General features: G+C 38.1%; 22 protein-coding genes. 11 read left to right on the top strand and 11 right to left on the bottom strand.

The features are described from left to right. Window positions 1-66 precede the first annotated feature (66 nt). Window positions 67-945 carry a LysR family transcriptional regulator gene (locus tag U8519_RS09485; RefSeq protein ID WP_334330086.1) on the top strand — a complete coding sequence of 293 codons (879 nt, stop codon included), beginning with the start codon at window positions 67-69 and terminating at the stop codon, window positions 943-945. A gap of 59 nt (window positions 946-1004) precedes the next feature. Here U8519_RS09485 and U8519_RS09480 read toward each other — a convergent pair whose 3' ends face one another. Both U8519_RS09480 and rlmD read right to left on the bottom strand, forming a co-directional pair. Further along, window positions 1005-3680, bottom strand: a complete 2676-nt coding sequence (locus U8519_RS09480; protein WP_334330085.1) for an HAD-IC family P-type ATPase — start codon at window positions 3678-3680, stop codon at window positions 1005-1007. Window positions 3681-3971: 291 nt separating this feature from the next. After that, complete coding sequence (gene rlmD, locus U8519_RS09475) at window positions 3972-5351, bottom strand: 23S rRNA (uracil(1939)-C(5))-methyltransferase RlmD (protein WP_334330084.1); 1380 nt, start codon at window positions 5349-5351, stop codon at window positions 3972-3974. A gap of 59 nt (window positions 5352-5410) precedes the next feature. Here rlmD and recX point away from each other — a divergent pair, with 59 nt between their 5' ends. Together recX and ntdP are read left to right on the top strand one after the other, a co-directional pair. Then, on the top strand, window positions 5411-6187 hold the full coding sequence (gene recX, locus U8519_RS09470) for a recombination regulator RecX (protein WP_334330083.1): 777 nt from the start codon (window positions 5411-5413) through the stop codon (window positions 6185-6187). A 129-nt stretch (window positions 6188-6316) separates the two neighbouring features. Further along, window positions 6317-6850, top strand: coding sequence for a nucleoside tri-diphosphate phosphatase (ntdP, locus tag U8519_RS09465; RefSeq protein ID WP_334330082.1), 534 nt, complete (start codon window positions 6317-6319; stop codon window positions 6848-6850). A gap of 89 nt (window positions 6851-6939) precedes the next feature. On the opposite strand, the gene U8519_RS09460 is transcribed toward ntdP, so the two are convergent. The 6 genes from U8519_RS09460 to U8519_RS09435 form a co-directional block, all read right to left on the bottom strand. Beyond that, entirely contained in the window at window positions 6940-7698 is a 759-nt protein-coding gene (locus tag U8519_RS09460) for an amino acid ABC transporter ATP-binding protein (RefSeq protein WP_334330081.1), read from the bottom strand. Next, on the bottom strand, window positions 7698-8393 hold the full coding sequence (locus U8519_RS09455; protein ID WP_334330080.1) for an amino acid ABC transporter permease: 696 nt from the start codon (window positions 8391-8393) through the stop codon (window positions 7698-7700). The genes U8519_RS09460 and U8519_RS09455 overlap by 1 nt, the downstream gene beginning before the upstream one ends. Before the next feature lie 40 nt (window positions 8394-8433). Further along, entirely contained in the window at window positions 8434-9225 is a 792-nt protein-coding gene (locus U8519_RS09450) for a transporter substrate-binding domain-containing protein (RefSeq protein ID WP_334330079.1), read from the bottom strand. A 77-nt stretch (window positions 9226-9302) separates the two neighbouring features. Further along, on the bottom strand, window positions 9303-10226 hold the full coding sequence (gene cysK, locus U8519_RS09445) for a cysteine synthase A (protein WP_334330078.1): 924 nt from the start codon (window positions 10224-10226) through the stop codon (window positions 9303-9305). Between the two features lie 18 nt (window positions 10227-10244). Continuing rightward, window positions 10245-11042, bottom strand: coding sequence for a homoserine O-acetyltransferase/O-succinyltransferase family protein (locus U8519_RS09440; protein ID WP_334330077.1), 798 nt, complete (start codon window positions 11040-11042; stop codon window positions 10245-10247). A gap of 251 nt (window positions 11043-11293) precedes the next feature. Further along, on the bottom strand, window positions 11294-11758 hold the full coding sequence (locus U8519_RS09435) for a hypothetical protein (protein WP_334330076.1): 465 nt from the start codon (window positions 11756-11758) through the stop codon (window positions 11294-11296). A 117-nt stretch (window positions 11759-11875) separates the two neighbouring features. Here U8519_RS09435 and U8519_RS09430 point away from each other — a divergent pair, with 117 nt between their 5' ends. Continuing rightward, the gene (locus U8519_RS09430) at window positions 11876-13243 is read left to right on the top strand and encodes a hemolysin family protein (protein WP_334330075.1); all 1368 of its coding nucleotides are present in this window, start codon (window positions 11876-11878) and stop codon (window positions 13241-13243) included. 58 nt (window positions 13244-13301) lie between these two features. Next, window positions 13302-14879 carry a peptide chain release factor 3 gene (locus U8519_RS09425; RefSeq protein ID WP_334330074.1) on the top strand — a complete coding sequence of 526 codons (1578 nt, stop codon included), beginning with the start codon at window positions 13302-13304 and terminating at the stop codon, window positions 14877-14879. A 27-nt stretch (window positions 14880-14906) separates the two neighbouring features. Here the strand turns inward: U8519_RS09425 and U8519_RS09420 are convergent, their stop codons facing one another. Further along, window positions 14907-15458 carry a GNAT family N-acetyltransferase gene (locus tag U8519_RS09420; protein WP_334330073.1) on the bottom strand — a complete coding sequence of 184 codons (552 nt, stop codon included), beginning with the start codon at window positions 15456-15458 and terminating at the stop codon, window positions 14907-14909. A 119-nt stretch (window positions 15459-15577) separates the two neighbouring features. Here U8519_RS09420 and brnQ point away from each other — a divergent pair, with 119 nt between their 5' ends. Then, entirely contained in the window at window positions 15578-16900 is a 1323-nt protein-coding gene (gene brnQ / locus U8519_RS09415) for a branched-chain amino acid transport system II carrier protein (protein WP_334330072.1), read from the top strand. On the opposite strand, the gene U8519_RS09410 is transcribed toward brnQ, so the two are convergent. Next, complete coding sequence (locus tag U8519_RS09410; RefSeq protein WP_334330071.1) at window positions 16897-17739, bottom strand: aldo/keto reductase; 843 nt, start codon at window positions 17737-17739, stop codon at window positions 16897-16899. The genes brnQ and U8519_RS09410 overlap by 4 nt on opposite strands. A gap of 249 nt (window positions 17740-17988) precedes the next feature. On the opposite strand from U8519_RS09410, the gene U8519_RS09405 reads away from it, so the two are divergent. From U8519_RS09405 to U8519_RS09390, 4 genes are all read left to right on the top strand, one after another. After that, window positions 17989-19128, top strand: a complete 1140-nt coding sequence (locus U8519_RS09405) for a glycerate kinase family protein (protein WP_334330070.1) — start codon at window positions 17989-17991, stop codon at window positions 19126-19128. A gap of 118 nt (window positions 19129-19246) precedes the next feature. Further along, window positions 19247-20110, top strand: coding sequence for an AraC family transcriptional regulator (locus tag U8519_RS09400; RefSeq protein ID WP_334330069.1), 864 nt, complete (start codon window positions 19247-19249; stop codon window positions 20108-20110). Window positions 20111-20153: 43 nt separating this feature from the next. After that, window positions 20154-20933, top strand: coding sequence for a hypothetical protein (locus tag U8519_RS09395; RefSeq protein ID WP_442892144.1), 780 nt, complete (start codon window positions 20154-20156; stop codon window positions 20931-20933). 404 nt (window positions 20934-21337) lie between these two features. Continuing rightward, window positions 21338-21532: a hypothetical protein gene (locus U8519_RS09390; protein ID WP_334330067.1), complete on the top strand. Its 195-nt coding sequence runs from the start codon at window positions 21338-21340 to the stop codon at window positions 21530-21532. On the opposite strand, the gene U8519_RS09385 is transcribed toward U8519_RS09390, so the two are convergent. Further along, the gene (locus U8519_RS09385) at window positions 21524-24088 is read right to left on the bottom strand and encodes a YhgE/Pip domain-containing protein (RefSeq protein ID WP_334330066.1); all 2565 of its coding nucleotides are present in this window, start codon (window positions 24086-24088) and stop codon (window positions 21524-21526) included. The genes U8519_RS09390 and U8519_RS09385 overlap by 9 nt on opposite strands. A 156-nt stretch (window positions 24089-24244) precedes the next feature. Here U8519_RS09385 and U8519_RS09380 point away from each other — a divergent pair, with 156 nt between their 5' ends. Beyond that, window positions 24245-24826 (top strand): TetR/AcrR family transcriptional regulator, encoded by a 582-nt coding sequence (locus tag U8519_RS09380; protein WP_334330065.1) that lies wholly within the window; start codon window positions 24245-24247, stop codon window positions 24824-24826. Window positions 24827-24842: the final 16 nt, after the last annotated feature.

The following is a 24842-nucleotide window of genomic DNA, read 5'->3' as shown; positions in this document are numbered from 1 at the left end:
AATTAATGGTTAATCATGCTTCAAAACTATAATTGTAGTAGCAATTAACAAAGCGGGGAGGCAATTATGGAAATTAGGACTCTGAATTATTTCTTAGCAGTTGCGAGAGAAGAGAACATTACGAATGCTGCTAAGTCATTGAATATTACTCAACCGACATTGTCTAGACAGATGCAACAATTAGAGATTGAACTGAATGTTAAGTTGTTTGAAAAAGTTGAACGTAAAATGAAGTTGACTAATGAAGGAATGATTTTGAAACGGCGTGCCCAAGAAATTGTTACATTAGCTGACAAAACAGTAACTGAAGTTTCTCATCGTGAGAGTGATTTGGATGGTGAAATAGCAATCGGGTGTGGCGAGTTAAAGAGTACTGATTTGTTATCAAAAATGATCGTGAAGTTTCATCAGCAACATCCCAAGGTCACATTTGATATATTCAGTGGAAATACAACTAATATTAGAAATCGCATGGATCAAGGAATGTTGGATATTGGATTGTTTTTGAATCCAGTCGATGTTGAGAAATACGATTTTGTGAGAATGAATGTCGATGAGACTTGGTGTGTTTGTGTAAGGAATGATTCAATTCTGGCGAACAAAGATTATATTCGGCCAGAGGATTTAGAAGACCAGCTCGTCATGCTGCCTGGCAGAGAGAATGTTAATCATGAATTAATTAACTGGCTAGGTAAAAGTTCAGAAAACATAAATAACGTTGTGAATTATAATTTGATTTACAACGATGTTAAGTTAGTCCAAAACGGTATGGGAGTATTGATATGTTTAAAACTGGATGCCAATTATGACAATGTGAAGTTTATTCCACTGAAAGATGCACCAGTGTTGCATTCAGTATTAGCCTGGCATTCGGGACAAGTATTTACACCAACGATTACAGCATTTATTGAATTTATCAAAAACTACTTGGCCGAGATAGAGTGATTTAATTGAGAGCATAAAAAAATATCTGTGAGAAAAAGTTTATTCCTCACAGATATTTTTTATTCTTCAAAAGATAATTCTTCAGCTTTGCTGAATTTTAAATTTCTAAGATACTTGTCTAATTCGGCAACACTCAGAATAATTATCCCACCTAAAATTGCTAAGCTCCATTCCATAATACCGATCGATCCAGTATAGAAGATGTTTTGCATGAATGGAACGTAAGTTAGGATCAGTTGCAAGATCATCATCAGACCGATGAAGTAAAATGCTTTGGGATTGGAGAAGAAATCCTTAGATAAGACAGGTTTATTAGAACGGATATTGAATAGGTAGAATATCTTACCAACGATCAAAACATTGACCATGGTCGTACTGGAAATAATGGCACTGACACCATTGCCACGTAAGTAAGAATCGATGACCAAACTAATTATTGCCATTAGTATTGAAACATAGGTCACTTGGAAGATGTTGTGCTTACTCATTAACTTACCGCCAGTTTCTCTAGGCTTACGGTTCATGATGCCTTCTTCAGCCGGTTCAAAAGTCAATGCAAATTGAATCGTGATGGCTGAAACCATATTGATCCAGAGCAATTGGGTAGGGTGTAACGGGATGTCACTTTTAGTCAAAATGGCATAGGCAATGATCAATCCTTCAGAAAATGAGATCGGCAGAAGATAGAGAATGCTCTTCTTAATGTTATCGAAGATTCGTCGACCTTCTTTGATAGCCTTGGAAATAGTCGCAAAGTTATCGTCAGTTAAGATCATATCGGCAGAATCTTTAGCCACATCAGTACCTTTGATTCCCATGGCTACACCAATATCAGCCTGTTTCAGTGCTGGAGCATCGTTGACGCCGTCACCAGTCATAGCCGTTACCTTGTTACTAGCTTGCAGTGCTTCAATTATTTCAATCTTGTTACTAGGAGTAGTTCTAGCGAAAACTTGATTCTCATTAGCTGCCACAATGCGTTCGCTGTCAGATAATTGGTCCCATTGTGGACCAGTGATAGCACTGATCTTTTCAGCTAAACCTAATTTCTCGCCGATTGCGGAAGCAGTTATCGGACTATCACCAGTAATCATTTTGACTTCAACACCAGCGGAACGAATTTCTTTTAATGCTTCAATGACTTCTTCACGCGGCGGATCGATAATTGCCGCAAGTCCTAAGAAGTTCAGTCCGTTATTGATGAGGTTGTGCGTTATTTTGGTAATGTTTGTTGAAACTTCCTTGTATCCAACCGCGATAACTCGTTTTCCGTGCTCGGAAAAATCTTGTACACGCTTGGACCAAGTTTCTTCATCAAAACTTGCATCCATTTGTTTTGCCATTTGGAATAGCTTATCAGGAGAACCCTTGACGAATAAGTAGTGCTTGTCATTTTTCTTGACTAGTCGAGCAATGTATCTGAAGTCAGAATCGAATGGTAGAATATCGATTTTTTCGTATTCGGATTCTTCATTGTGATCATAGACTTTGTGATAGAGCGATAAGAAGGCACCATCAGTGGGTTCGCCAGTGATATTCCAATTGCCGTTTTCATTGATCAAATGTGTATCATTGGCTTGATAACCTGATTCTAAGAATAATTTCATTTTTTTAGAAATAGTTATTTCTTGGTTATTTTGCGTAATTTTACCAATAGGGTCGTAACCAGTTCCTGTCACTTGGTAATTTTGATCATCGATGACGATATCGGTAACAGTCATTTCGTTCTTAGTCAGAGTTCCAGTTTTGTCAGTCGCAATTACATCAACGGATCCTAATGTTTCAACGGCTGGAAGAGTCTTGATGATCGTATTTTGATTCTTTGCCATATCGTTGACACCTTTGGCCAGGATAACTGAAGTTGTGGCAGGTAACCCTTCAGGAATAGTACCAACTACCATAGATACTACTGCCATTGATAGGACGGAGATCGAATATGCTCCAAAGTACCAGCCGATGGCAAATGTTGCCAGTGCGGCGAAGACGATGAAGTATGACACTCCGGCTCCAAGTTTATCGATCACTTGCATCAGAGGTGTTTTACGAGCTTTAACGGCGCCGACTTCAGTCGAAATTTTACCGATCTCGGTATTTTCAGCAGTTGCCACGACTAGTCCGGTACCACTACCCTTAGTTACTGAAGTAGAGGCAAAGGCAATATTAGTTTGATCGGCTAGGGCGGCTTCTTTACTGAGTATCTGTGAATTTTTAGAAACTGAGTTAGTCTCTCCAGTCAATGACGATTCTTGGATACGTAGATTATCGGAATTGATAATTCGCAGATCCGCTGGTACATTATCGCCAGCTTCTAAGAAAACGACATCACCGACAACTAGTTCTTCAGCTGATATTTCCTTTCTGATGCCATCACGATGAACTTTGGCATTGATGGATAACATATCTTTGATACGTTCCAAAGCATTGGAGGCACTGGCTTCTTGGAAGTAACCGATCAGTGAATTGATGATCACTACTAATCCAATGATAATTGAATCTGAATAGTGTCCAAGTAATAGTGTGATGATAGCCGCAAAAATCAAAACATAAATTACCATGTTATTAAATTGGTGCAGAAACATTTTCCATTTGGGAGTTTTAATAGTTTCTAATTTGTTTCGACCGTGTTCTTCAAGGCGTTTACTTGCTTCGGCGGAGCTTAAACCATTGTGAAAATCTTGAATGTTATTTTGTTTTTGTAATTCTTTTAGTTCTGTTCTATAAGCTTTTTGGTCCATCTAATTCCTCGCTTTCTTCAAGTGGGGTTGGGTGGATCTTAACGCATTTGTTCCGTGCGTACTTTTTAAGCTTATCAAAATTTTTATACTCAGTAAAGCATTATGCTTATTATAAGTTATTAGTAATATAAAAACTGTGACATAATTCGATAGTCGTATGAATTTACAACGTAAACGCATGGCAAAATACAATTTCTTCTGTTTAACAAAAAAAGATCTGATATTTACGTAGTAAATATCAAATCTTTTTCGGTTATACTCAAAACGTGTTTTGTCACGTTCTCATACTTATTATCTTCTACTTAGTTTAACGACTGTTTCAACGTGTGGAGTTTGTGGGAACATATCGACTGGTTGAAGGTAATCAACACGGTACTTGTTCGTTAGACGAGTTAGGTCTTTGGCTAATGTGGAAGGATTACATGAGATGTAAACCAACTTTTCTGGTCGATGTCTCAACAAGGTATCGATCAGTTTGCCGTCTAATCCGGTACGTGGTGGATCAACGATAACTGCATTAGGCTTGATGTGGTCAGTCAATAGTTCAGGATAAACTTGGTCAACTGAACCTACATAGTAATCAGCATTCTCAATATCGTTTAATTCAGCATTCTTCTTAGCATCAGCAATTGCTTCAGGGATGATCTCAATTCCGTAGACATGTTTAACTTTATTGGCGAGAGTAATACCGATCGTTCCCACACCACAATATGCGTCCAACAAAATGTCTCGTTCTTCAGGATTTAAGGCTGTCGTAGCAATGTCATACAGCTTATCAGTTTGAAGTGAATTCAATTGTAAGAAGGCACGAGGTGATAGATTGAAGATATAGCCGTTGATGTCTTCTTGGAGGTATTCATCTCCCCAGACAAGACGTGTGTCATCGCCCCAAACGCTGCCTTTGTCGTCAGTATTAACATTTTGAGAAATGGAACTGACTTCTGGAATTTGTTCTTGGATTTTTTCGATTATTTGACGTTCTTTGAGGAACTTAGTTGTACGAGTAATGAAAGTAACTTGTAGTTTGTTGAATTCAACAGATTGACGAATTACGATCATCCGTAGAATTCCGGATTTGGCTTCAGGGTTATATACAGGAATGCCAAGTTCTTTAATAATACCGACTATCTTGCGCATAGCTTCCATAGTAAGTTCCATTTGTGTTGGCATTTCTTCGAGATCAACTAATTCTTGAGTTCCGTTTTTGTAGAGTCCGCAGAGAATTTTTCCGTCGATTTCTTGAATTGGAAATTGTGCTTTATTACGGTATTTTTCTTGTTGTGGAGAAGCTACAGTTGGTCTGATGTTGTAGTGTTCATAGGCATAAGGCTTATATTTCTCGAGTGATTCGCGTAAGATGTCAGCCTTGAATTTTAATTGATCTTCATAATTGATGTGGGCAAATTCCAAGCCACCGACTTGGCTAGCCAGTTCTGGCACATCAGGATTACGGTAAGGACTAGCTTTTCTGATTTTATGAATCTTACCATTTAAGAACTTAGGGTGAATTTCAGTGATTTCACAGACGATAACGTCTTCTGGTACCGCTTTGGGTACGAAGACGATAACGTGCTTGAAAAAGCCGATTCCTTCACCATTGATACCGATACGCTTGATTGTTAGTGGGAAGCGATCGCCCACTTGTAATTCTTCAGTTATATTATTATCCATTTGATTTTTCCTTTTTTTAGAAGTGCGATAAACTACATTAGAGTATAACATGTGAGGTAATGATATTGGCAAAAGTCACGAAAATACAGGCACAAAAACGTAAAGGTCGTTATAATGTTTATCTTGACGGCGAATACGCCTTCCCGGTTGGTGAGACTACATTAGTTGATTTCAGGCTGATGAATGGGGTGGAATTAGATGACAAACAGATCAAAGAGATCAAGTCACGAGAAAATATTAATAAAGCGTATGGCGATGCGGTAAATTATCTAAGTTATGAATTACGTACTAAAAAAGAAATGCGTGATTATTTATATAAGAAAGAATATGGTTCACCAGTCGTCTATTCAGTCATAGAGCGCCTGGAAAAACTCCATTATTTGGATGATGAATCTTACGCCCAAAGTTTTATTAATACACAATTGAATACGACCGCTAATGGTCCTAAGATTATTCAGCAAAAAATGATCCAAAAGGGAGTTCCAGCAACGATCATTGAAGATAAATTGGCTGCGATCGATCAAGATAAGTTGTTAGAAAATGCGACTGTATTTGCGGGAAAGCAAGTTAGAAAACAGCGCCGTAAGTCATTCCAACAGATGATGACTAAGCTAAAACAAAGCTTATATCAAAAAGGATACAGTGGTGAGATAGTCAATCAGGCAATCGCTGACCTGGAGTTAGAACGTGATGAGGATTCTGAAAAAGAAAACCTGCAATTGCTGATAAAGAAGGTAGAGCACCGATACGATAATCCGGCCAAGTTGATTAATTATTTGATGACCAAAGGCTATAGATATGATGCTATTAAGCAGGCTTTGAGTGATGAAGATTAATTTTTGGTAAAAGTCTAATTTAGAATGCTGTATAAGTATTGAGGGTGTTTTTAGTACGGATTATCTTTTAATTGTTTCACAGCTCTGTTATAATTTTTCGTGAACAAGAAGTGGAAAGCCGGGTAATTTATGCAGATACCTAAAGAAGGAGATTACGTGGCAATCCAGAGTTATAAGCATGATGGTCATTTACATCGTACTTGGCGTGAAACAATGGTGCTGAAGACAAGTGAGAATGAGATAATCGGCTGTAATGAGAATACTCTTGTTACTGAATCAGACGGTCGTCGTTGGGTAACTAGAGAACCAGCATTGGTTTATTTTCATAAACATTACTGGTTTAATATTATAACCATGATAAGGGATAGCGGAGTGTCATACTACTGCAATCTAGCAACACCGTTTGCTTTAGACAAAGAGGCCATCAAATATATTGATTACGACTTAGATATAAAGGTCTTTCCTGATGGTGAGAAGCGCTTATTAGATGTAGACGAATATGCTGCACACAGTAAGTATTGGAACTATCCACCAGAAATAGATACGATATTACATCGCAATGTCGACGTTTTGATCGATTGGATTGATAAGGGCAAAGGTCCATTTTCTCAGGCTTATGTTGATCTTTGGATGCAGAGATATAAAGAACTGTCACACCATTAATTATTGGATTGTCCGATAAATAAAAAATAAGCTAAGACTTAAATTAGTCTTAGCTTATTTTTTTCGGGTTTTTCGAATGTAGCAATTACTTATTTGATACTGTCAGTTTCTTCGTCCAAAGAAATTCCGGATAAGAAGTCTTTGATACGTTGTGTAGGATGATTGAAGAAGTCCTTGGTATCGCCATCGTATAACTTATTGCCATCTTCAATGAAGACGATCTTGTCTGAAACCAGTCTAGCAAACTCCATATTGTGGGTAACGATGATCATTGATTGACCTTGTTCACAGAGTTTTTCAAGTATTCTCAATACTTGTGTCTCTAGTTCTGGATCAAGAGCACTAGTCGGCTCATCTAACAAAATGTATTCTGGATGCATTGCTAAAGCTCGACAAATTGAAATACGTTGTTGTTGTCCACCGGATAGTTGGCTAGGATAGCGATCTTCTAATCCTTCTAGTCCAACTTCCTTTAGTAGTTGTTTAGCGAGTAAGTCTGAATCACTCTTAGAACGTTTCAAAACCGTTATTGGTGCAGTAGTAATGTTCTCTAAGACTGTTAGGTTAGGGAACAAGTTCCAGTTTTGGAACACCATACTAGTTTTGCGTCTGAGATTGAAACTATCTTTTTTAGAAATAGGCTTGCTGTAATCGATCTCGATGTCAGGGAAGCTTACAGTTCCGCTCTCTGGACGAACTAGCATGTCTAATGAACGAAGCAGTGTTGACTTACCTGAACCTGATGGTCCTAAGATAACGGTAGTTTTGCCATCTGGGAAGTCAACCGAAATATCATTCAAAACGGTTTTGCCTTCGTATTGCTTGTTGATATGTTTTGCTGAAATCACTAGTTTTGACCTCCCTTAACGTATTTGGATGTGCGGCGTTCTAAGTAGTGTTGTAACCAGCTTAGAAGGGTGCAGACGATGGCATACAATGCTGCTGCCAATGAGTACATTAATAATGGTTGATAATTCTTGGCTGTGATCTGTTGACTGACTTGGAACATTTCCAAGATAGTGATTGAACTAGCCAATGAAGTATCCTTTACCAAGCCAATGAATGAATTGGATAATGGTGGCAATGCGATTCTAACAGCTTGCGGAAGAACGATCTTCATCAGAGTTTGACGAGTTGTAAAATTCAAAGTATAAGCTGCATCCCATTGATCCTGCGGAACAGATAAGAGCGCTGAACGAATGGTTTCAGATGCATAAGCACCAGTATTGAGTGAGAATCCAATTACGGCTGCTAAGAAAGCAGGTAGTTGAATGCCAACACTAGGAAGTCCAAAGAAGATGATGAACAATTGAACTAGCAATGGTGTGGAACGGAATAGCCAAACGTAGAAGTTGGCTATTGCTCTGAGGACCAACCAAGGATAGCGTAGTGCCTTATTCTCACTAGGTTCTATAAACTTGATCAATGCTGTAAGAACAGCCAAGATAAGTCCAAAAATGAACGAAATAATGGCCAGTGGAATAGTGAATTGAAGCATTGCTCCAATCATTTCCGGCAGTGATGAAACGATAGTATGCCACATGAAACGAAAACCCCTCTCAAAATCGATTGATTAAAAATAATTATTTCTTAGTGATGTCCTCACCAAAGTACTTCATTGATAATTTCTTCATAGTACCGTCTTTGTAAAGCTTCTTAATAGCCTTGTTGACGTCATCGCGAAGTGCAGTTGATTTCTTATTGTAAATTGGAGCAATCTTAGATGCAGCGATGTACTTAGATGAAATAACTTGATACTTAAGATCGGTATTCTTGTGATCTTTCTTCCATGTTAAGAAGGCTTCCTTTGAGTTAACGGCAGCTTCAACACGTCCTTGATCGATCATCGACATTGAAGTTTGGAAATCTGATGATGGAACAATGTCAGCACCGAATTTTTCAGCCTTATTGTAGTTATCAGTACCAGTACCAGCAGCTACTTTTTTGCCTTTAATATCTGTAATGTCTTTGATGTCAGTATTGTCTTTTTTCATGATCAATGCTGATCTTGAGTAGATGTAAGGTGTTGAGAAAATATATTGTTTCTCACGTGATTTGTTCATTGCAACGTTGTTGAGAACAACATCAAATGTATTTGAGTTCAAACCAGCAATAAGTGAATCCCACTTTGTAGGAACAAATTTAGCTTTCAAGCCTAATTCTTTAGCGATGTCTTTGCCAAGGTCAACCTCAAATCCCTTTAGCTTACCATCTTCACGATATGAATAAGGTGCATAAGTACCCTCAAGTCCGATCGTCAATGTACCCTTTGTCTTTGTGCTTACTTGACTACTATCGCTGTTGCTTGAGCATCCGGTAAGGATCAATACCAATGCAGCAATTGTTGTCAAAAGCAAAATAATTCTTTTCTTCATATTAAAAACTCTCCCCATATAAAATTATCATTTTCTATTCTCTCATACCTTTACGTTTGATTGAAAAGATTTGACTTTTAAAAATTAAATAAATCAGTTGATAGATATCTCTCACCATTATCTGGAGCAACTGTTACTACTTTCTTGCCCTTTCCAAGTTTCTTGGCGATTTCGATAGCACCATAGATATTGGCACCAGCTGAGATACCAGGTAGGAAACCTTCCTTGTGACTAACTTCTTGCGCCATCTTGATAGCATCGTCACTAGTTACTTCAACGATATCTGAATATGAGTCTTGGTCCAAAGTGTCAGGGATCATACCAGCACTGATTCCTTGAATCTTGTGAGCTCCAGTTTTTCCTTCCTTTAATAGAGGAGATTCTGCAGCTTCAAGGGCAAATACTTTGACATCAGGATAGGCCTTTGTAAGTGCATGACTAACACCTGAAAGAGTACCACCAGTACCGACTCCGGCAACGAAGGCGTCTACTTTATCGTCACTAAAGGCATCGACGATTTCTTTACCAGTTGTTTTTTCATGGATGGCTGGATTAGCTGGGTTCTCAAATTGCATTGGTAGGAAGTAGCCCTTTTCTTCAGCTAAAGCTCTAGCGCGTTTAATGGCACCGCCCATACCTTCACTACCAGGTGTAAGAACAAGTTCAGTTCCGTAACCTTGCATTAATTTGCGACGTTCAATACTCATTGTGTCAGGCATCATAATAATAAGGTGATAACCTTTGGCAGCTGATACTAGTGATAGACCGATTCCAGTGTTACCAGAAGTAGGTTCAACGATAGTATCACCAGGTTTGATCTTGCCAGATTTTTCGGCATCTTCGATCATTGCTAGGGCGATTCGGTCTTTGATCGAACTACCAGGATTGAAGAATTCCAGTTTTACATAAACGTCAGCAGCATCCTCAGGTACGACGTTGTTTAGTTTTACGATAGGTGTATTTCCAATTAGTTCTGTAATATTGTCAGCAATTTTAGTCATAATAAATATTCTCTCTTTCTAGATTTTAATTAGTTTTTTTTCGATAACGCAGTTTAACCAGTTTTGGAAAAAAGCTCTTTGTGTTTCTTTCCAAGTGAACATAGGATGGTCATCGATCGGTGAATAGTAGTTAACAGCTCTTTTGGCATCTGGCACTTTGCCGCTGCTCAGTTCACGTTTTAGTTCATCGTCGAGACCGCTTTGAGGATATTCGAGATGTGAGAAGACAAATGACTGTGGTTTAATATTTGATTCCACCAAAGTTAAAAGACCATTCTCACTGATTGCTTTCGTATCCAAGTTTTCATTTTGGTTAATGTCACGATGATTCATTTCAGCGTATCTTGCATGTGGGGCGGGGAATTCATTGTCGATATTCTTGAGTAAGCAAGAATTATCAACAATGTTGTTTTGATAAACTCCAAAAGTTTTATGTGGTAGAATATTTTTTTTGATTTGATAAAAGTGATTAAGGGCAGCCATGGCGCCCCAACAGACGTAAAGCTGCGTGATGTTCAATCCATCTAACTTATCCAACAAATCATTGATTTCTTGATTGTAGGTTACTTCTTCAAAATCAAGCTTTTCAACAGGACTTCCGGTTATGATGAAACCGTCGAATTGATTGATTTCATTTAAATCTAGAGGTTTCATTGTTGAAGTGATTTGGGGATCAAGTTCTCGGTCAACATAACGAGTAGCTGAATAGTAAAAGGTCAATTCTACTTCGTCACTGTTCAATACTCGTTCAAAATTTTGATTAGTTTCAAGTTTGTTCTTCATCAAGTTTAAAATGCCGATTCTAATGTGTTCCACAACTAGCTCCTTTCTGGTAGTAAGCATAAAAAAAAGAGAGCTGACTAATGTCAGCTCTCTTGAGATTTATAGTTTTCACTACTTGTTTATCAATTGAGTGGTATTAGACATGTCGAAAAAGTATAGTAATTTTTAATTACTACACAACAACATGCTTGCATTTCTTTAACATTGTTCATTTTCATCATGTCGAATACCTCCATCAACTAAGTTGCCTTAAGATTATTATTATTTTTTAAATAAGTCAAGAATTATTTATTCTTTTTTTCAGTGTAGATCGAAAGTGTTTCGAATTCTAGGTAGGAAGCAAGAGTCAAGGAAACCATTAATATCAAGACTAACCAGCCGAGAGTCTTACCAATTATTTGTGAAAGGGTGAAGACATTAGCTACTAAATAAATACTTCCGATCGATAAGAAAAAGTCGATGATCAAGTTGAAGCCAATGACCCATTTACTTCGTTCAAGAATGAAAAAGTTGATCAGACTCTTGAGGAACTTCTGCTTAGTACTGCGATACATTATTAGGACTGGTCGTTGTGCAATTACTTTGACAGCAAACATACCAAAAGCGCCAATAAAGCCACCAACAACAACTCTCCAAGTCAATGCGTGGAGAACCAAAGCGTTATAAGCTATTCCTACGACTAGTAAACAAATAATGTAGGGGATAATAAAAAATAGTAAATAAATAATAGAAATCTTTTTGTTAGACATTATAAAAACTCCCTGTGTGCAATTAACTTATATTCTATCATGAAAAACCTTTATTGTTGAAACCAATAACACCTGCTATAATGTTTTTGTCTATTTAATTTTAAAACATGAAAGAGAGTGAAAGATTCAATGAGTGATGATCCTACCGGAGCGACGCTGACTGGACAGTTGATTTTGATAGTCGTGCTTACGTTCCTTAATGCTTTTTTTGCTGCCGGTGAAATGGCAATTGTTTCTGTGAACAAGACTTCCGTAGAGGAGAAGGCAAAGGATGGTAATCGTCGTGCTATTAAGATATTGCAGGCAATTAATCAACCTAATAATTTTCTATCAACTATTCAAGTCGCAATCACTTTAGCTGGATTCTTATCATCAGCTAGTGCCGCTACAAGTTTAAGTTCACTTCTAGAAGGAGTTATGGGTAAGTTTCCTGGTAGTCGTGAATTGTCTATCGTTATAATTACCATTATCTTATCATACTTCACATTGGTACTGGGAGAGCTTTATCCTAAGCGTATAGCGTTACACAGTCCTTATAAAGTGGCGAGTGCAACTGAACCACTAGTATCGATTTTTGGTAAGGTTTTGAAACCATTCGTTTGGTTATTGACCGTTTCGATCGAGCTTTTGATGAAGATAACACCGATCGATTTCAGTCAAAAAGACGATAAGGTTACTCGAAATGAAATGATGGCGACGATTCAAAAATCTCGTCAGAGTGGAACGATCAACTCTGAAGAATACCAAATGTTGCAAGGAATCGTTCGTTTCGGTGACACAACTATTCGTGAAATAATGGTACCTAGAATTGATACATTTATGATCGATATTAATGATCCTATCGATGAAAATATCGATGCAATTCTAAATCAGCCTTATTCAAGAATTCCAGTTTATGGTGGAGATAAGGATACGATCATCGGAATCGTTCATATTAAGAACTTATTAAAGAAAGCTCGTGAATCAGGTTTTGAAAATATTAATTTAACAGATATTATGACGGATCCGCTCTTTGTTCAAGAATCAACTAACATCGATACTGTCTTGGTTAAGATGCGTAGTACTCAGACACAGATCACCATGGTAGTGGATGAATATGGTGGTATCGTTGGCTTAGCTACTATTGAAGATATCATTGAGGAAATCGTCGGTGAAATCGATGATGAATACGATGAAGTTACTACTAACTATCAACGTATCAGCGCTAACAAGTATTCTGTTATCGGTCGTTTATCACTCGAAGATTTCAATGACTTGTTTATGGAAGAGTTGGATGCTGAGGACGTTGATACGATTGCCGGATATTTAATCGCAAATATCGGTGAGATACCGGATGAAAATCATCCTAAGTCATTTACCCTTGAAGATGGAGTTGTATTGACTTCAGGCGAGATGAATGGTTCAAGAATTGAGCAAGTTCTAGTAACACTTCCTGACGCTAAGACGAAGAGTGTTATGGCAAGCACATTCAAAAAAGTTAATTAAGCTGAAGGCGACATCTAGTTTCGCCTTCTTTTATTGCAATTTATATTTAGGAGATATTATGGATCAAAAACAATTAGAACAAGAAGTAAGTAAACGTCGTACTTTTGCTATCATCTCTCACCCGGATGCTGGTAAGACTACAATTACTGAACAAATGCTTTACTTTGGTGGAGTTATTCGTTCCGCTGGTACAGTTAAAGCTAAGAAGTCTGGTCAATTCGCAACTAGTGATTGGATGGAGATCGAAAAGAAACGTGGGATTTCTGTAACTAGTTCTGTTATGCAATTTCACTATCGTGATAAAGATGTTAACATCTTGGATACACCAGGACATGAGGACTTCTCTGAAGATACTTATCGTACTTTGATGGCAGTTGATGCTGCAGTCATGGTAATCGACTCAGCTAAGGGTATTGAGCCACAGACAAAGAAATTATTTAAAGTTGTTAAAAAACGTGGTATTCCGATCTTCACGTTTATGAATAAGTTGGATCGTGATGGTCGTGATCCACTGGACTTGATTGCTGAATTGGAGGACCTACTCAACATCGAAGGCTGTGCAATGAATTGGCCAATCGGTATGGGTAAGGAACTCAAGGGTCTGTATGATATTTCTAACAATCAAGTCGAATTATACCGTAAAGACGGTAACGATAGATTCTTACCATTGGATAAAGATGGTAAACTACCTGCTGGTAATGAATTAGAAGGCGAGGGTGTCTATGATCAAGCTGTTGGTGAAGTTGACTTGATCAAAGAAGCTGGTAATACATTTGATCTTGATAAGATCAAAAAGGGTGAACAAACACCAGTCTTCTTTGGATCAGCGTTGACAAACTTTGGTGTACAAACATTCTTGGATGCTTTCCTTGATATGGCACCGGCTCCGGCTGAACATAAAGTGAAAGATAGTGACGAAGTTGTTAAACCTGATGACCCTGAATTCTCAGCCTTTGTCTTCAAGATTCAAGCTAATATGAATCCTAATCATCGTGATAGAATCGCCTTTGTGAGAATTTGTTCCGGTGAATTCGATAAGGGAATGGATGTTACACTTCAAAGAACCGGCAAAGTAATGCGTTTGAATAATGCGACTGAATTCATGTCTGATCAAAGAGAACAAGTTAAGACAGCCGTTGCCGGTGATATTGTGGGCTTGTATGATACTGGTAATTTTCAAATTGGTGATACGATCTATTCGGGTAAAAAATCAGTTCAATTCGAAGACTTGCCACAATTTACACCTGAAATGTTCATGCAAGTTCAAGCTAAGAACGTTATGAAGCAGAAGTCATTCCACAAGGGGATGCAACAACTAGTTCAAGAAGGTGCCGTTCAATTGTATAAGACTTACACAACTAACGACTACATCCTTGGGGCAGTTGGTCAATTGCAGTTCGAAGTCTTCCAATTCCGTATGAAGAATGAATACAACTGCGACGTTGTGATGAATCCAATCGGTTCTAGAACAGCTCGTTGGATTGATCCAGAGCAGCTTGATCCAGCAATGTCTTCAACTAGAAATATGCTCGTCAAAGATATGGATGATCAACCACTATTCTTGTTTGAAAACAAGTTTGCGGAAAATTGGTTTGCTAGCAAGTATCCGGATGTAAAATTAACTTCTAAGTTATAAAAAAACTTCCTCGTAAGAGGGAGTTTTTTAGTAGTATTCATTTCGTAAAATCGAATAAACGACTTCATCGCAGATGCCATTATTGTTATAACCTTTGCTGCGAAGGACACCTTCAAAATTCATGCCGCTTTTGTGCATAACACGTCCTGAATTAGGATTCTCACTGTCGTGGCAGGCTTCAATTCGATTGACATCAGTTTGTTCAAAGAAGAACTTGATGATGCGCTTAAGTGCCTCAGTAGTATAACCATTGTGCCACCAGTTTTTACCAATAACGTAGCCTATCTCAACTGAGTCGACTGTATCGGAGAAGTCTACCGCTGAAATAGTGCCGATTAGATTGTTGTCTTCTTTGACAACGATACCCCAGTCATAAGTGCAGGGATTGTCATATGATGCGGCACGATAATTCAAGAATTCTTGAGCTTGATCGATCGAGTCATAAGCTGGCCACGACAAATACTTAGTGACATCAGAGTCGCTCGCCCAATTATCATACATTGACTGTGCATCGTCTGGTTTTAAACGTCTCAATAGCAGCCGCTTGGTTTCTAGTGGAACAGTACCAATATTATTCATGATAGACACCCACTCTCGGATAAATTATCTAAATATTACAACAACTACGAATAATTGTGGAGAAATTTTGTTATTATATTTAGGTTGAGTTTTTTAGCTCATTTATGAGGTGGAGTTTTATGGATAAAAAATTATCATGGCGTAATTCGCTATTTATTGGATCAATGCTGTTTGGATTGTTCTTTGGCGCTGGAAATCTGATTTTTCCAGTTTTCATGGGACAACAAGCGGGACAAAATGTTGTTCCAGCAATTATTGGATTTCTGATAACTGGGATTGGATTACCGTTATTAGGTGTTGCTGGAATGGGATTAACTCGTTCCAATAGTGTGTTTGAACTATCAGAAAAGGTCAATCGACCGTTTGCTTATGTTTTTACATTGTTACTATATTTGACTATCGGACCGTTCTTTGCGACTCCGAGATTAGCAACGTCATCGTTTCAAATGGGATTAGCACCATTTACACCGGTAGCTAACCAAGAAGTTGTTTTAGCAATTTTTTCAGTTGTTTTCTTTGCTGTTTCCTGGTGGTTTGCTAGAAAGCCCAGCAAGCTGATGACCTATGTTGGAAAATGGCTAACACCAATATTCTTGATTCTGTTAGGAATATTGATCGTAACGGCCTTTGTCAAACCGATGGGAAGTTTATCATCTGTACCACAAGGTGCATATAAGCACAGCCCAGTTTTATCAGGTTTTACAGAAGGATACAATACGATGGACGCTTTGGCATCTTTGGCCTTTGGCGTCGTTGTGATCGATTCGATCAAGGATCTGGGTATTACTAAACCAGCCCAGATTGCTAAAGAAACTATCAAATCAGGTACAATAAGCATTATTTTGATGGGAGTTTTGTATGCTCTCTTGGCACTGATTGGTGCAATGAGTTTGGGAAAACTAGACTTAGCTGATAATGGTGGAGTTACTTTGGCACAAGTTTTCAGTTATTACTTTGGCTCAATCGGTAGTTTATTGTTAGCAGTCATTGTTATCATTGCTTGTTTAAAAACAGCCATCGGAGCTATTTCAGCTTTTGGTGATTCAATGGTAGAAATGTTTCCACGTGCTAATTATCAAGTTATGATCATCGTTGCTAGTATCTTGTCTTGCATTATGGCTAACGTTGGTTTAACTAACATTATCAAGTATTCAACGCCGGTCTTGATGTTCATCTATCCAATCGCTATTGTGTTGATTCTGTTATCAGTTCTTTCACCACTATTGGGACATTCCAAATTTTTATACGGAATAACTTTGTTATTCACACTATTTCCGGCTATTTTTGCGGGAATTGAGAATATGCCCAAAGAATTTCAGATTCAATCAATAATCAAAATAAATAGCCTCTTACCATTTTCCAATCTCGGCTTAGGTTGGATCGTTCCGGCCTTGATCGGTTTGGTAATCGGCTATGTTGTTAGTAAAGCTGTAAGAGATTAGATAGTATCTAGTGGAACTTCATGTGTTGGAATAGGATAATATTGGTCGAGGATGTTTAACTCATCGCTAGTTAATTTCACGTCAACAGCTTTTAAGTTACTCTTCAAGTGTTCGACTGAACTAGTCTTAGGGATACTTAAAACGTTGTTATTTCTAATGGCCCAGGCTAGAAGTAATTGGAAGACGGTAATGTGTTTTTGTTCAGCTAGTTCTCCGACGATTTCTTTTGGTTGCAAGTAGGCATTCTTATCAGAGCCGAATGGTGAGTATCCCATGAATGAGATGCTGTGTTCTTTTTGCCATGGCAAGATACTGTATTCGACGCCACGACTCTCGAGATTGTAGAGATTTTGATTTACTTTACAGTTTTCACCGTTGGGTAGGGATGCTAGTTCTTTCAGGTCATCTATATCAAAATTAGAAACGCCCCAATCCTTGATATAACCAGCTTTTTTAACTTCTTCTAATCCAGAAATCGTTTCTTCTAGAGGAGTATCTCCGCGCCAATGTAGCAAGTAAACATCTAAGTAGTCTGTTTGAAGTCTGTTAAGACTGTCATGCAGACTTTTTTTGATCAATTCTGGTGTTGCATGATATGGATAAAACTTAGAAATCAATTGGTATTTAGAACGGTCATAGCACTTGGTAGCTTCACCGATCAAGGTTTCAGCGGCACCTTCGCCATACATCTCAGCCGTATCGATAAGATTGATTCCGTGATCTAATCCGTAACGGATCGTTTCGATTTCAGAATCTCTCTTTTCAGAAGATTCTCCCATCCGCCAAGTCCCCATGCCGATGATAGAAGTTGGTTGACCATTAAATTGTATTTGTCTCATAATCTGATCTCCTATAATTTAGTGACGTAATTATATTTTTAAAGAATAGGTAATTCATCTCTAGTTTAAAGGTTTCATCTAGGCTGTGTAAATCCAAAACCCATGATTCGGCGATTTTATTAAAAAAATAAATAGTTGTATCATGTTAAATATGTGATTGTGGCAAGGTTTTGGCAATGACACCAATATTAAAAAAGTATAAGGACAATGTGTCAATAAGTTGTTCGTTTTTTAAAATGGAGGGATATTATGAAATTTGTACTAGCTCCAGATTCGTTCAAGAATGCCTTAACTGCTAAGCAGGTTGCGCAAGCAATGCAGGATGGTCTAAAAAAAGTTTATCCAGAAGCAGACTTTGTTAAAGTGCCTATGGCTGATGGTGGTGAAGGGACGGTTCAGTCGTTAGTTGATGCCAAAGATGGTGAAATTGTAACTGAAACGGTCGTTAATCCATTGGGCTCGCCAACACAGGCTCATTATGGTTTGATCGATAATGGCGAAGTTGCGGTGATCGAGATGGCAGAAGCCTCCGGGATTCAATTCGTCAATGATTTCACCAAGAATCCATATGTTACGACAACTTATGGAACCGGACAGCTGATGAAGTCAGCTATTAAACGTGGTGCAAAGACGATCATCATCGGCATTGGCGGATCTGCTACTAATGACGGTGGGGCTGGGATGGCTCAAGCACTTGGTGCTAGTCTTGTTGATGAACAAGGTGAAGAATTGAAGTATGGCGGAGCGATGCTAGACAAACTAGCTAAGATCGACCTAACTGATCTGATGCCTGAATTGACTGATATAAAAATAATCGTAGCCTCGGATGTAACTAATCCACTAACTGGTAAAAATGGTGCTTCACGTGTCTTTGGACCACAAAAAGGTGCTAATGAAGAGATGGTCGAATTTTTGGATCGATCATTGTCACACTATGCCGAGGTCATTAAACGAGACCTTGGTAAAGATTTGAAACAGACACCTGGTGCCGGTGCAGCTGGTGGTTTGGGCGCGGGATTATTGGCCTTTACGAATGCTAAACTTCAATCAGGTGTGGATATCGTTGTTGACTACACGGGTCTCAAAGAGCAAGTTAAAGATGCTGATGTAGTAATAACCGGTGAAGGTCAGATCGACTTTCAAACCAAATTTGGCAAGACGCCGATCGGTGTCAGTCAAGTTACTAAAGAAGTTGATCCGAATGCAACGGTGATTGCCATTGCCGGAAGTATCGGTGATAAGATCTCTGAATTATATCCATTAGGTATCGATGCAATTTTTACTTGTGTATCAGGTGTTCAGAGCCTAGATGAAGCAATCTCAGATTCACAAAAAAATATTGAACAGGTGTCCGAGAATATTGGTCGTTTGATTAAGAGTAGAATGTAAAAGGCGCATATCTGTGGAACAAGATTTGTTCCGCTATTTTTTTCGACAAAAGCTGTACATAAAATGTCGAGTTATCATGTGGTAAATCCTTTAGTATGTAAATCATGGAGGGCTTAATATGCTAAAAGAATTCAATATTTTAATGGATTATATCGAAAAGCACTTAACAGAAGATATTTCTGATAAAAAAATCACCCAAATTGTAGGAGTATCGAGTTATCAATTTCGGCGAATGTTCTCATATTTGGCAGGGATGACACTGAATGAATACGTTAGAAATCGCCGCTTATCATTAGCCAATCAAGACTTGGTGGCTGGAGAAAAGGTTACTGAAGTGGCTTTTAAATATAATTATCAATCGATAGATGGCTTTACAAGAGCTTTTAAAGATTGGAGCGGATTCTTGCCTTCCGAAGTAATGAAAAATAAGGCACAAAAAACGTTGCCTAAATTCACTTTTTTCATTGACATTAAAGGAGGAACCACAATGGATTACCGAATTAAAGAAATGCCACAATTTAGTATCGTTGGCGTCAGCAAGCGAGTACCGATTCAATTTGAAGGAGTTAACAATTCCATTTTAGAGTTAGCACAATCTATTACTGAAGAACAACGGAATCATATGCATGATTTAGCTGATTTAGAACCAATGAAGCCTTTGAATGTGTCCTACGATTTTGACGAAGGATATTTGCAAGAAAAGGGAAATCTAACTCATATGATCGGAATGATGACTACAAAGAAAAATAAATATGATGATTTGGAGACGGTTAATATTCCTAGTAGCTTATGGGCTATTTTTCCGGTTCAGGGGAATTTCCCTAGCGCTATGCAAGATACCACAGCCCGTATTTATTCAGAGTGGCTTCCATCGGTAGATTATGATTTACTAGAGTTACCTAATTTTTCGTATACTGATTTTCAATCAGGAGAGACCGAAGCTTATTCCGAAATATGGATCCCAGTTGAAAAAAGCAAGTAGTACAAAGTTAGAGTAAGTGGTTAGTGAGGGCAAGAGGTTGATAATCAAATGGTTAAAGCATTCTACAAATGACGCCAGTAAATTTGTCAAGGCAGTGTATATTTTTTACAGATTGGTTGCCTTGGGAATGCTAGTGAATCAAATTTGGATGGGGCGCGGTAATGGAATATTAATAATTTTATTGACTTTAATATTATTGGAAATACCGGCTATCATTGAAAATAAGTTTAAAATAATGATTCCAGACATTTTAGAATTCGTCATTATCTCATTTGTCTTCAGCTCAACTATTTTAGGTGAATTAAGTGATTTCTATGGTCACTTAACGTTTTGGGATACTGGTTTGCACACACTAAACGGTTTTTTAGCAGCCGGAGTTGGTTTTTCATCAATTTATCTATTGAATGAAGGTGTCTCTTCTATCCACTTGACACCAATTTTTATTGCAATCACTTCGTTTTGTTTTTCGATGACAATTGGAGTGATGTGGGAATTTGGTGAATTTACGGCGGATCAATGGTTAAATACTGACATGCAAAAAGATCGAATCGTTCAGAAAGTAAATAGTGTAGAATTGTCAAAGCGGCCTAATACTGTTGGACATGTTAAAAAAATTGATAAGACTGTTATTCATACCGAAGATAATAAAGAAATTGTCGTTAAAGGTGGTTATTTAGATATTGGATTAATTGATACTATGAAGGATTTATTTGTTAATTTGATCGGTGCTATTTTTTTCAGTATCTTTGGTTATTTTTACTCAGCTAGCCGCAGTCGTAAGTACAAGTTTATTCGGAATTTTACTGTTACTAAGAAATATTAGGCTTTTAGTGTGTGATTCTGATGCCGCTTCCGGTCAACAGTAATTCCATCTGTAGCGGGACCGATCTTAGCCAAAAGGCGGTCTAAGATCTCGCTCTCTTGCTTTGCCAAACCCGCAAATCAAGAGAGACGTCCGTGCTGTAAATACGGAAAACCACCGCATTAACACCACTAGCGCTACTGATTCTATTACTGCTGACCTCCAGCTTAATTTTTGTAATATAGAAATAGCACGTAAAATCTATGTGGATATATTGTCCTTAATAATAGCTAGATTATTATCTAGCAATATAGGGTGATTCGCTATCCATTCGACTTTACGTGCTATTTTAGTATGTAAAATATAATCTCATTTGATAATTACCGATCTGAATTTAATACAAATCTAGCTGAAGATGGTCAACAATGGAATCCGCCGTGATAGTGTACTTAGCGATTTATCGCTTAGTACACTGGACGACTCGGAAGACTACAGGCTTCCGAGCGAGGCCGAAGACGAAGACTGAGGTCGGTCCGACGGCAGATGGAATTGTTGACCATCTTCAGCGGCATTCAAACATCCAAAGTGCCCAAAGCACCCAACCTAAATTTTTAAGTTAAAGAGTTCTCAGCTGCTTCTTTAGTAAAATCAATCTTGTTGATTCTTGATCTACGACGAATGAAGAAGAGAATGCTCATCCCGGAAAATACTGCCGTTAGTCCTAATAAGACCAACATATCAGGAATAGCTGAATTGCCGATCATCAAAGTTTCACGTAGTCCAGCAACACTGTATGACATAGGAAGCCAAGGATGAATAGCATTGAAAAAGCCATTCGATAGTTGAATTGGATAAGTTCCAGCCGATCCACCTAGTTGTAGCACTAGAAGAATCATACTGAAGAACGCTCCAACTTTACCAAGGACTAGATTTAACCATCCAACTATCGCCATGAAGACCAATGCAGTGCAGAGAATCATGACGAAAGTTGCGCCTAGATGAATCGGTGCTAGGCCGTCGATCGCACATAACAGTCCAAAGACGATTATGGTTTCGCAAGTAGCGAAGACTAATTGTACTGAAGCCTTGCTGAACCACCAATTGACCCCATTGCGTGGATATTTTCTAGGTGAGTAAGTATCGAACATCATATTGAAGGCTAGTGCCCCGACAAATAATGAAACAGATAGCATGTAAGGTGCCATACCGGTTCCGTTGTTTGGAGCATCATCACGTTCAGTATGTTTAGTTGTAGCGGGTTTGGCAATTTGATTATAGGTTAAGCCAGTTGGATTGACCTGAGCTTTCTTGGCTCCGTTGGCTAATTGTGTGGTTAAGGTACTATCACCTGATGTAACTTGTGAAATACCGTTACCTAATTGTGATGATCCTGAGGCTAGAGTTGAGGACCCACTAGCAATCTGTGTAGCACCGCTTGCTAGTTTATTTGATCCATCGACGAGTGTAGCGCTATTGTTTGTCAACTTGGAAAATCCAGAATTCAATTGAGAAGATCCACTATTGAGTTGTGAGATTCCACTTTGTAGGGCAGGCATTTGGTCATTCATTGAGTTGATACCATTAGTTAGAGTACTTGATCCTGAAATAAGTGAAGTGCTGTTGCTTGCCAAATGATTAGTGCCTGAAGCAAGTTGATCAGCTCCTGAAGCTAGTGCTGTGGAACTATTGGATAACCGTCCAATGCCACTGTTTAGTTGATTCATGCCTGATGTAGCGGCGCCAATACTTGTAGTTAACTGTTGAGAACCAGCTACTAATTGGCCAATCACGGTATTAAGATTTGTTTGAGAACTCGATGATAAATTGTTTTGAATACTACTGATACTGTTAACGGTGTTATTTTGAACTTCTAAAATACCATCTAGATCTTTATTAAGCGTTGTGGCTGCCTGAGTGATGGTTGAAGAATCAGCATCATTAGCGGCGGACAGAATAGCCGACTTTTGATCGGCGGTCAAGCCTTGTTCGTCGGCGACACTCGACAATTTGGCTTGCAAATTAGTATTGTCGTTATTGATGCTTTGTTGCAGAGATTCAATATCATTTTTGATAGTTGATGTTTGAGTGTTGTCTGCCAAAGAATTCTTGAGATCAGATAATGATGAATTAAGTTTACTCATGTCAGTTGAATTGCTGTTCAGTCCGTCACTGACTTTTTGCAATTGACTAGAAAGCTGTGAACTGGCTGAGTAGATCTGACCCATACCGGAATTAAGTTCGTTAGAACTCTTACTTAAGTTAGTAGTTCCATTGGCGAGAGAATTGGAACCACTGCTTAGTGTTTTAGTTGAAGAATCTAGCTGTGAAACACCATTTTTGTATGATTGAATACTGGTGTTCAATCTGGAAGAACCAGTGGCTAATTGACTGACACCGCTGACTAGACCAGTTGACTTATTCGACAATTGATCGATTCCACTAGATAAATTCTTACTGCCGCTAGCCAGCTGATTGACGCCTTCAATATAAGTGTTTAAACCCTGGTTCAAGGTTGTAGCTCCGTTCGAAAGGGTTAATGAACTGGATGCCAATTGATTTAGACCGGTCGTAATCGTCTGGTTGGCAGTAGATAGTTTCTGATCACCAGTGACTAATTTTGCACCACCATTAGAGGCGGTCTTCATACCGTCGCCTAGCTTTTTTATATCGGTGAACATAGTCTTAGAGTAAGTCTTAGTGACTTGTTGAGAGACTTCTTGAGTTACTTGTTTGGCCGCAGTTGCAGTCATTTTAGAAGCCGTGTAGTTGTGGCCAGCACTAGTTTCGTATTTTAAAACCATTTTTTGTGGTTGCTTATTCAATAGTGTTGTCGCGTTTTTGGAGAAGTTGCTAGGAATCGTTACGACCATGTAGTACTTGCCATTCTTGAGTCCTTTTTTCGCAGAGGATTCATTATTTAAAATATGAAAATCCATGGCTGAAGATTTTTTTAAGTTATTAGTTAGATTGTGACCAACTGCTAGGTCGGTTCCTTGATATTTCACCGACTTATCTTCATTGACTACTGCTACTGGAATTTTATTCAGTTCTTGGTAGGGATTCCACATCGACTTCAAAAAGGTAACTGAGTAAATCGAAGGAATGAACATGATGACTATTAGAACTGCCAATAAAAATTTGTGTTTTATAATGTATTGCCATTCAGCTTTTAACATAACTACACCCACACTTCATAAAAAGTATTATACTGTGAGTAAATTTAATACTCACTTGTGTAGAAAGAATAACGTTTAAGTATTTTGATTACTACACCAAATTGACCTCATCTGAGTATTAATACACATAATTGATGTTAGTGAGGCATAACTATTATGGGTGAAGATCGTAGAGTTAGAAAAACAACTACTGCTTTGAAAGATGCGTTCCGTGAAATGGCAAGGGACACAAGGTATCACGATATTACAGTGCAAGCATTGACCAAAAAAGCTGATGTTAACCGAAAGACATTTTATCTACATTATGAATCGATCGATGATTTCGCTAATACATTTGTTGATGAATTAGCTGATCAATTGATCAAGATAGTAGTTGTCAGACCAATGAATAAGACACTGTCACAACCAGGAATTATTTTTGATAAAGTTTTTGATTTCTTCGAGAAGTCGCGTGAGTTCTATACTTTTATGATCACATCGGATGAATATAGTTTTTTATCGCGAAAAGTAGAAACAAAAATTTCTGCAGCTTTAGCACAAGCAATCAGCGAATCGTATCGAGTCAGCAAAGCTGATGCGTTGATAAGTTCTAGTTTTATGATCCGCAATACAATGATGTTATTTAGATTAAGATTCAATGCTGACGTGACAATGAGCCGTGACGAATTCAAGGACAGAATAATCCGTTTGGATAAATCAGGTTTACAGACTTTCATCAATCGTAATAATAGTTTGTGAATTTTTAATTAGATAA

Origin of the sequence: Companilactobacillus sp. HBUAS59699 (assembly GCF_036913575.1) — a bacterium.
In the GTDB taxonomy this organism is placed as follows: Bacteria; Bacillota; Bacilli; order Lactobacillales; family Lactobacillaceae; genus Companilactobacillus.
The sequence above is the reverse complement of the archived record's forward strand: the minus strand, read 5'-3'. Positions and strand labels throughout refer to the sequence as shown.

Excerpts from the sequence above, each read along its gene's own strand:
- U8519_RS09485 (WP_334330086.1), top strand. The coding sequence starts at position 67 with ATGGAAATTAGGACTCTGAATTATTTCTTAGCAGTTGCGAGAGAAGAG.
- U8519_RS09480 (WP_334330085.1), bottom strand. The coding sequence starts at position 3,680 with ATGGACCAAAAAGCTTATAGAACAGAACTAAAAGAATTACAAAAACAA.
- rlmD (WP_334330084.1), bottom strand. The coding sequence starts at position 5,351 with ATGGATAATAATATAACTGAAGAATTACAAGTGGGCGATCGCTTCCCA.
- recX (WP_334330083.1), top strand. The coding sequence starts at position 5,411 with ATGATATTGGCAAAAGTCACGAAAATACAGGCACAAAAACGTAAAGGT.
- ntdP (WP_334330082.1), top strand. The coding sequence starts at position 6,317 with ATGCAGATACCTAAAGAAGGAGATTACGTGGCAATCCAGAGTTATAAG.
- U8519_RS09455 (WP_334330080.1), bottom strand. The coding sequence starts at position 8,393 with ATGTGGCATACTATCGTTTCATCACTGCCGGAAATGATTGGAGCAATG.
- U8519_RS09450 (WP_334330079.1), bottom strand. The coding sequence starts at position 9,225 with ATGAAGAAAAGAATTATTTTGCTTTTGACAACAATTGCTGCATTGGTA.
- cysK (WP_334330078.1), bottom strand. The coding sequence starts at position 10,226 with ATGACTAAAATTGCTGACAATATTACAGAACTAATTGGAAATACACCT.
- U8519_RS09435 (WP_334330076.1), bottom strand. The coding sequence starts at position 11,758 with ATGTCTAACAAAAAGATTTCTATTATTTATTTACTATTTTTTATTATC.
- U8519_RS09425 (WP_334330074.1), top strand. The coding sequence starts at position 13,302 with ATGGATCAAAAACAATTAGAACAAGAAGTAAGTAAACGTCGTACTTTT.
- U8519_RS09420 (WP_334330073.1), bottom strand. The coding sequence starts at position 15,458 with ATGAATAATATTGGTACTGTTCCACTAGAAACCAAGCGGCTGCTATTG.
- brnQ (WP_334330072.1), top strand. The coding sequence starts at position 15,578 with ATGGATAAAAAATTATCATGGCGTAATTCGCTATTTATTGGATCAATG.
- U8519_RS09410 (WP_334330071.1), bottom strand. The coding sequence starts at position 17,739 with ATGAGACAAATACAATTTAATGGTCAACCAACTTCTATCATCGGCATG.
- U8519_RS09405 (WP_334330070.1), top strand. The coding sequence starts at position 17,989 with ATGAAATTTGTACTAGCTCCAGATTCGTTCAAGAATGCCTTAACTGCT.
- U8519_RS09400 (WP_334330069.1), top strand. The coding sequence starts at position 19,247 with ATGCTAAAAGAATTCAATATTTTAATGGATTATATCGAAAAGCACTTA.
- U8519_RS09390 (WP_334330067.1), top strand. The coding sequence starts at position 21,338 with ATGGAATCCGCCGTGATAGTGTACTTAGCGATTTATCGCTTAGTACAC.
- U8519_RS09385 (WP_334330066.1), bottom strand. The coding sequence starts at position 24,088 with ATGTTAAAAGCTGAATGGCAATACATTATAAAACACAAATTTTTATTG.
- U8519_RS09380 (WP_334330065.1), top strand. The coding sequence starts at position 24,245 with ATGGGTGAAGATCGTAGAGTTAGAAAAACAACTACTGCTTTGAAAGAT.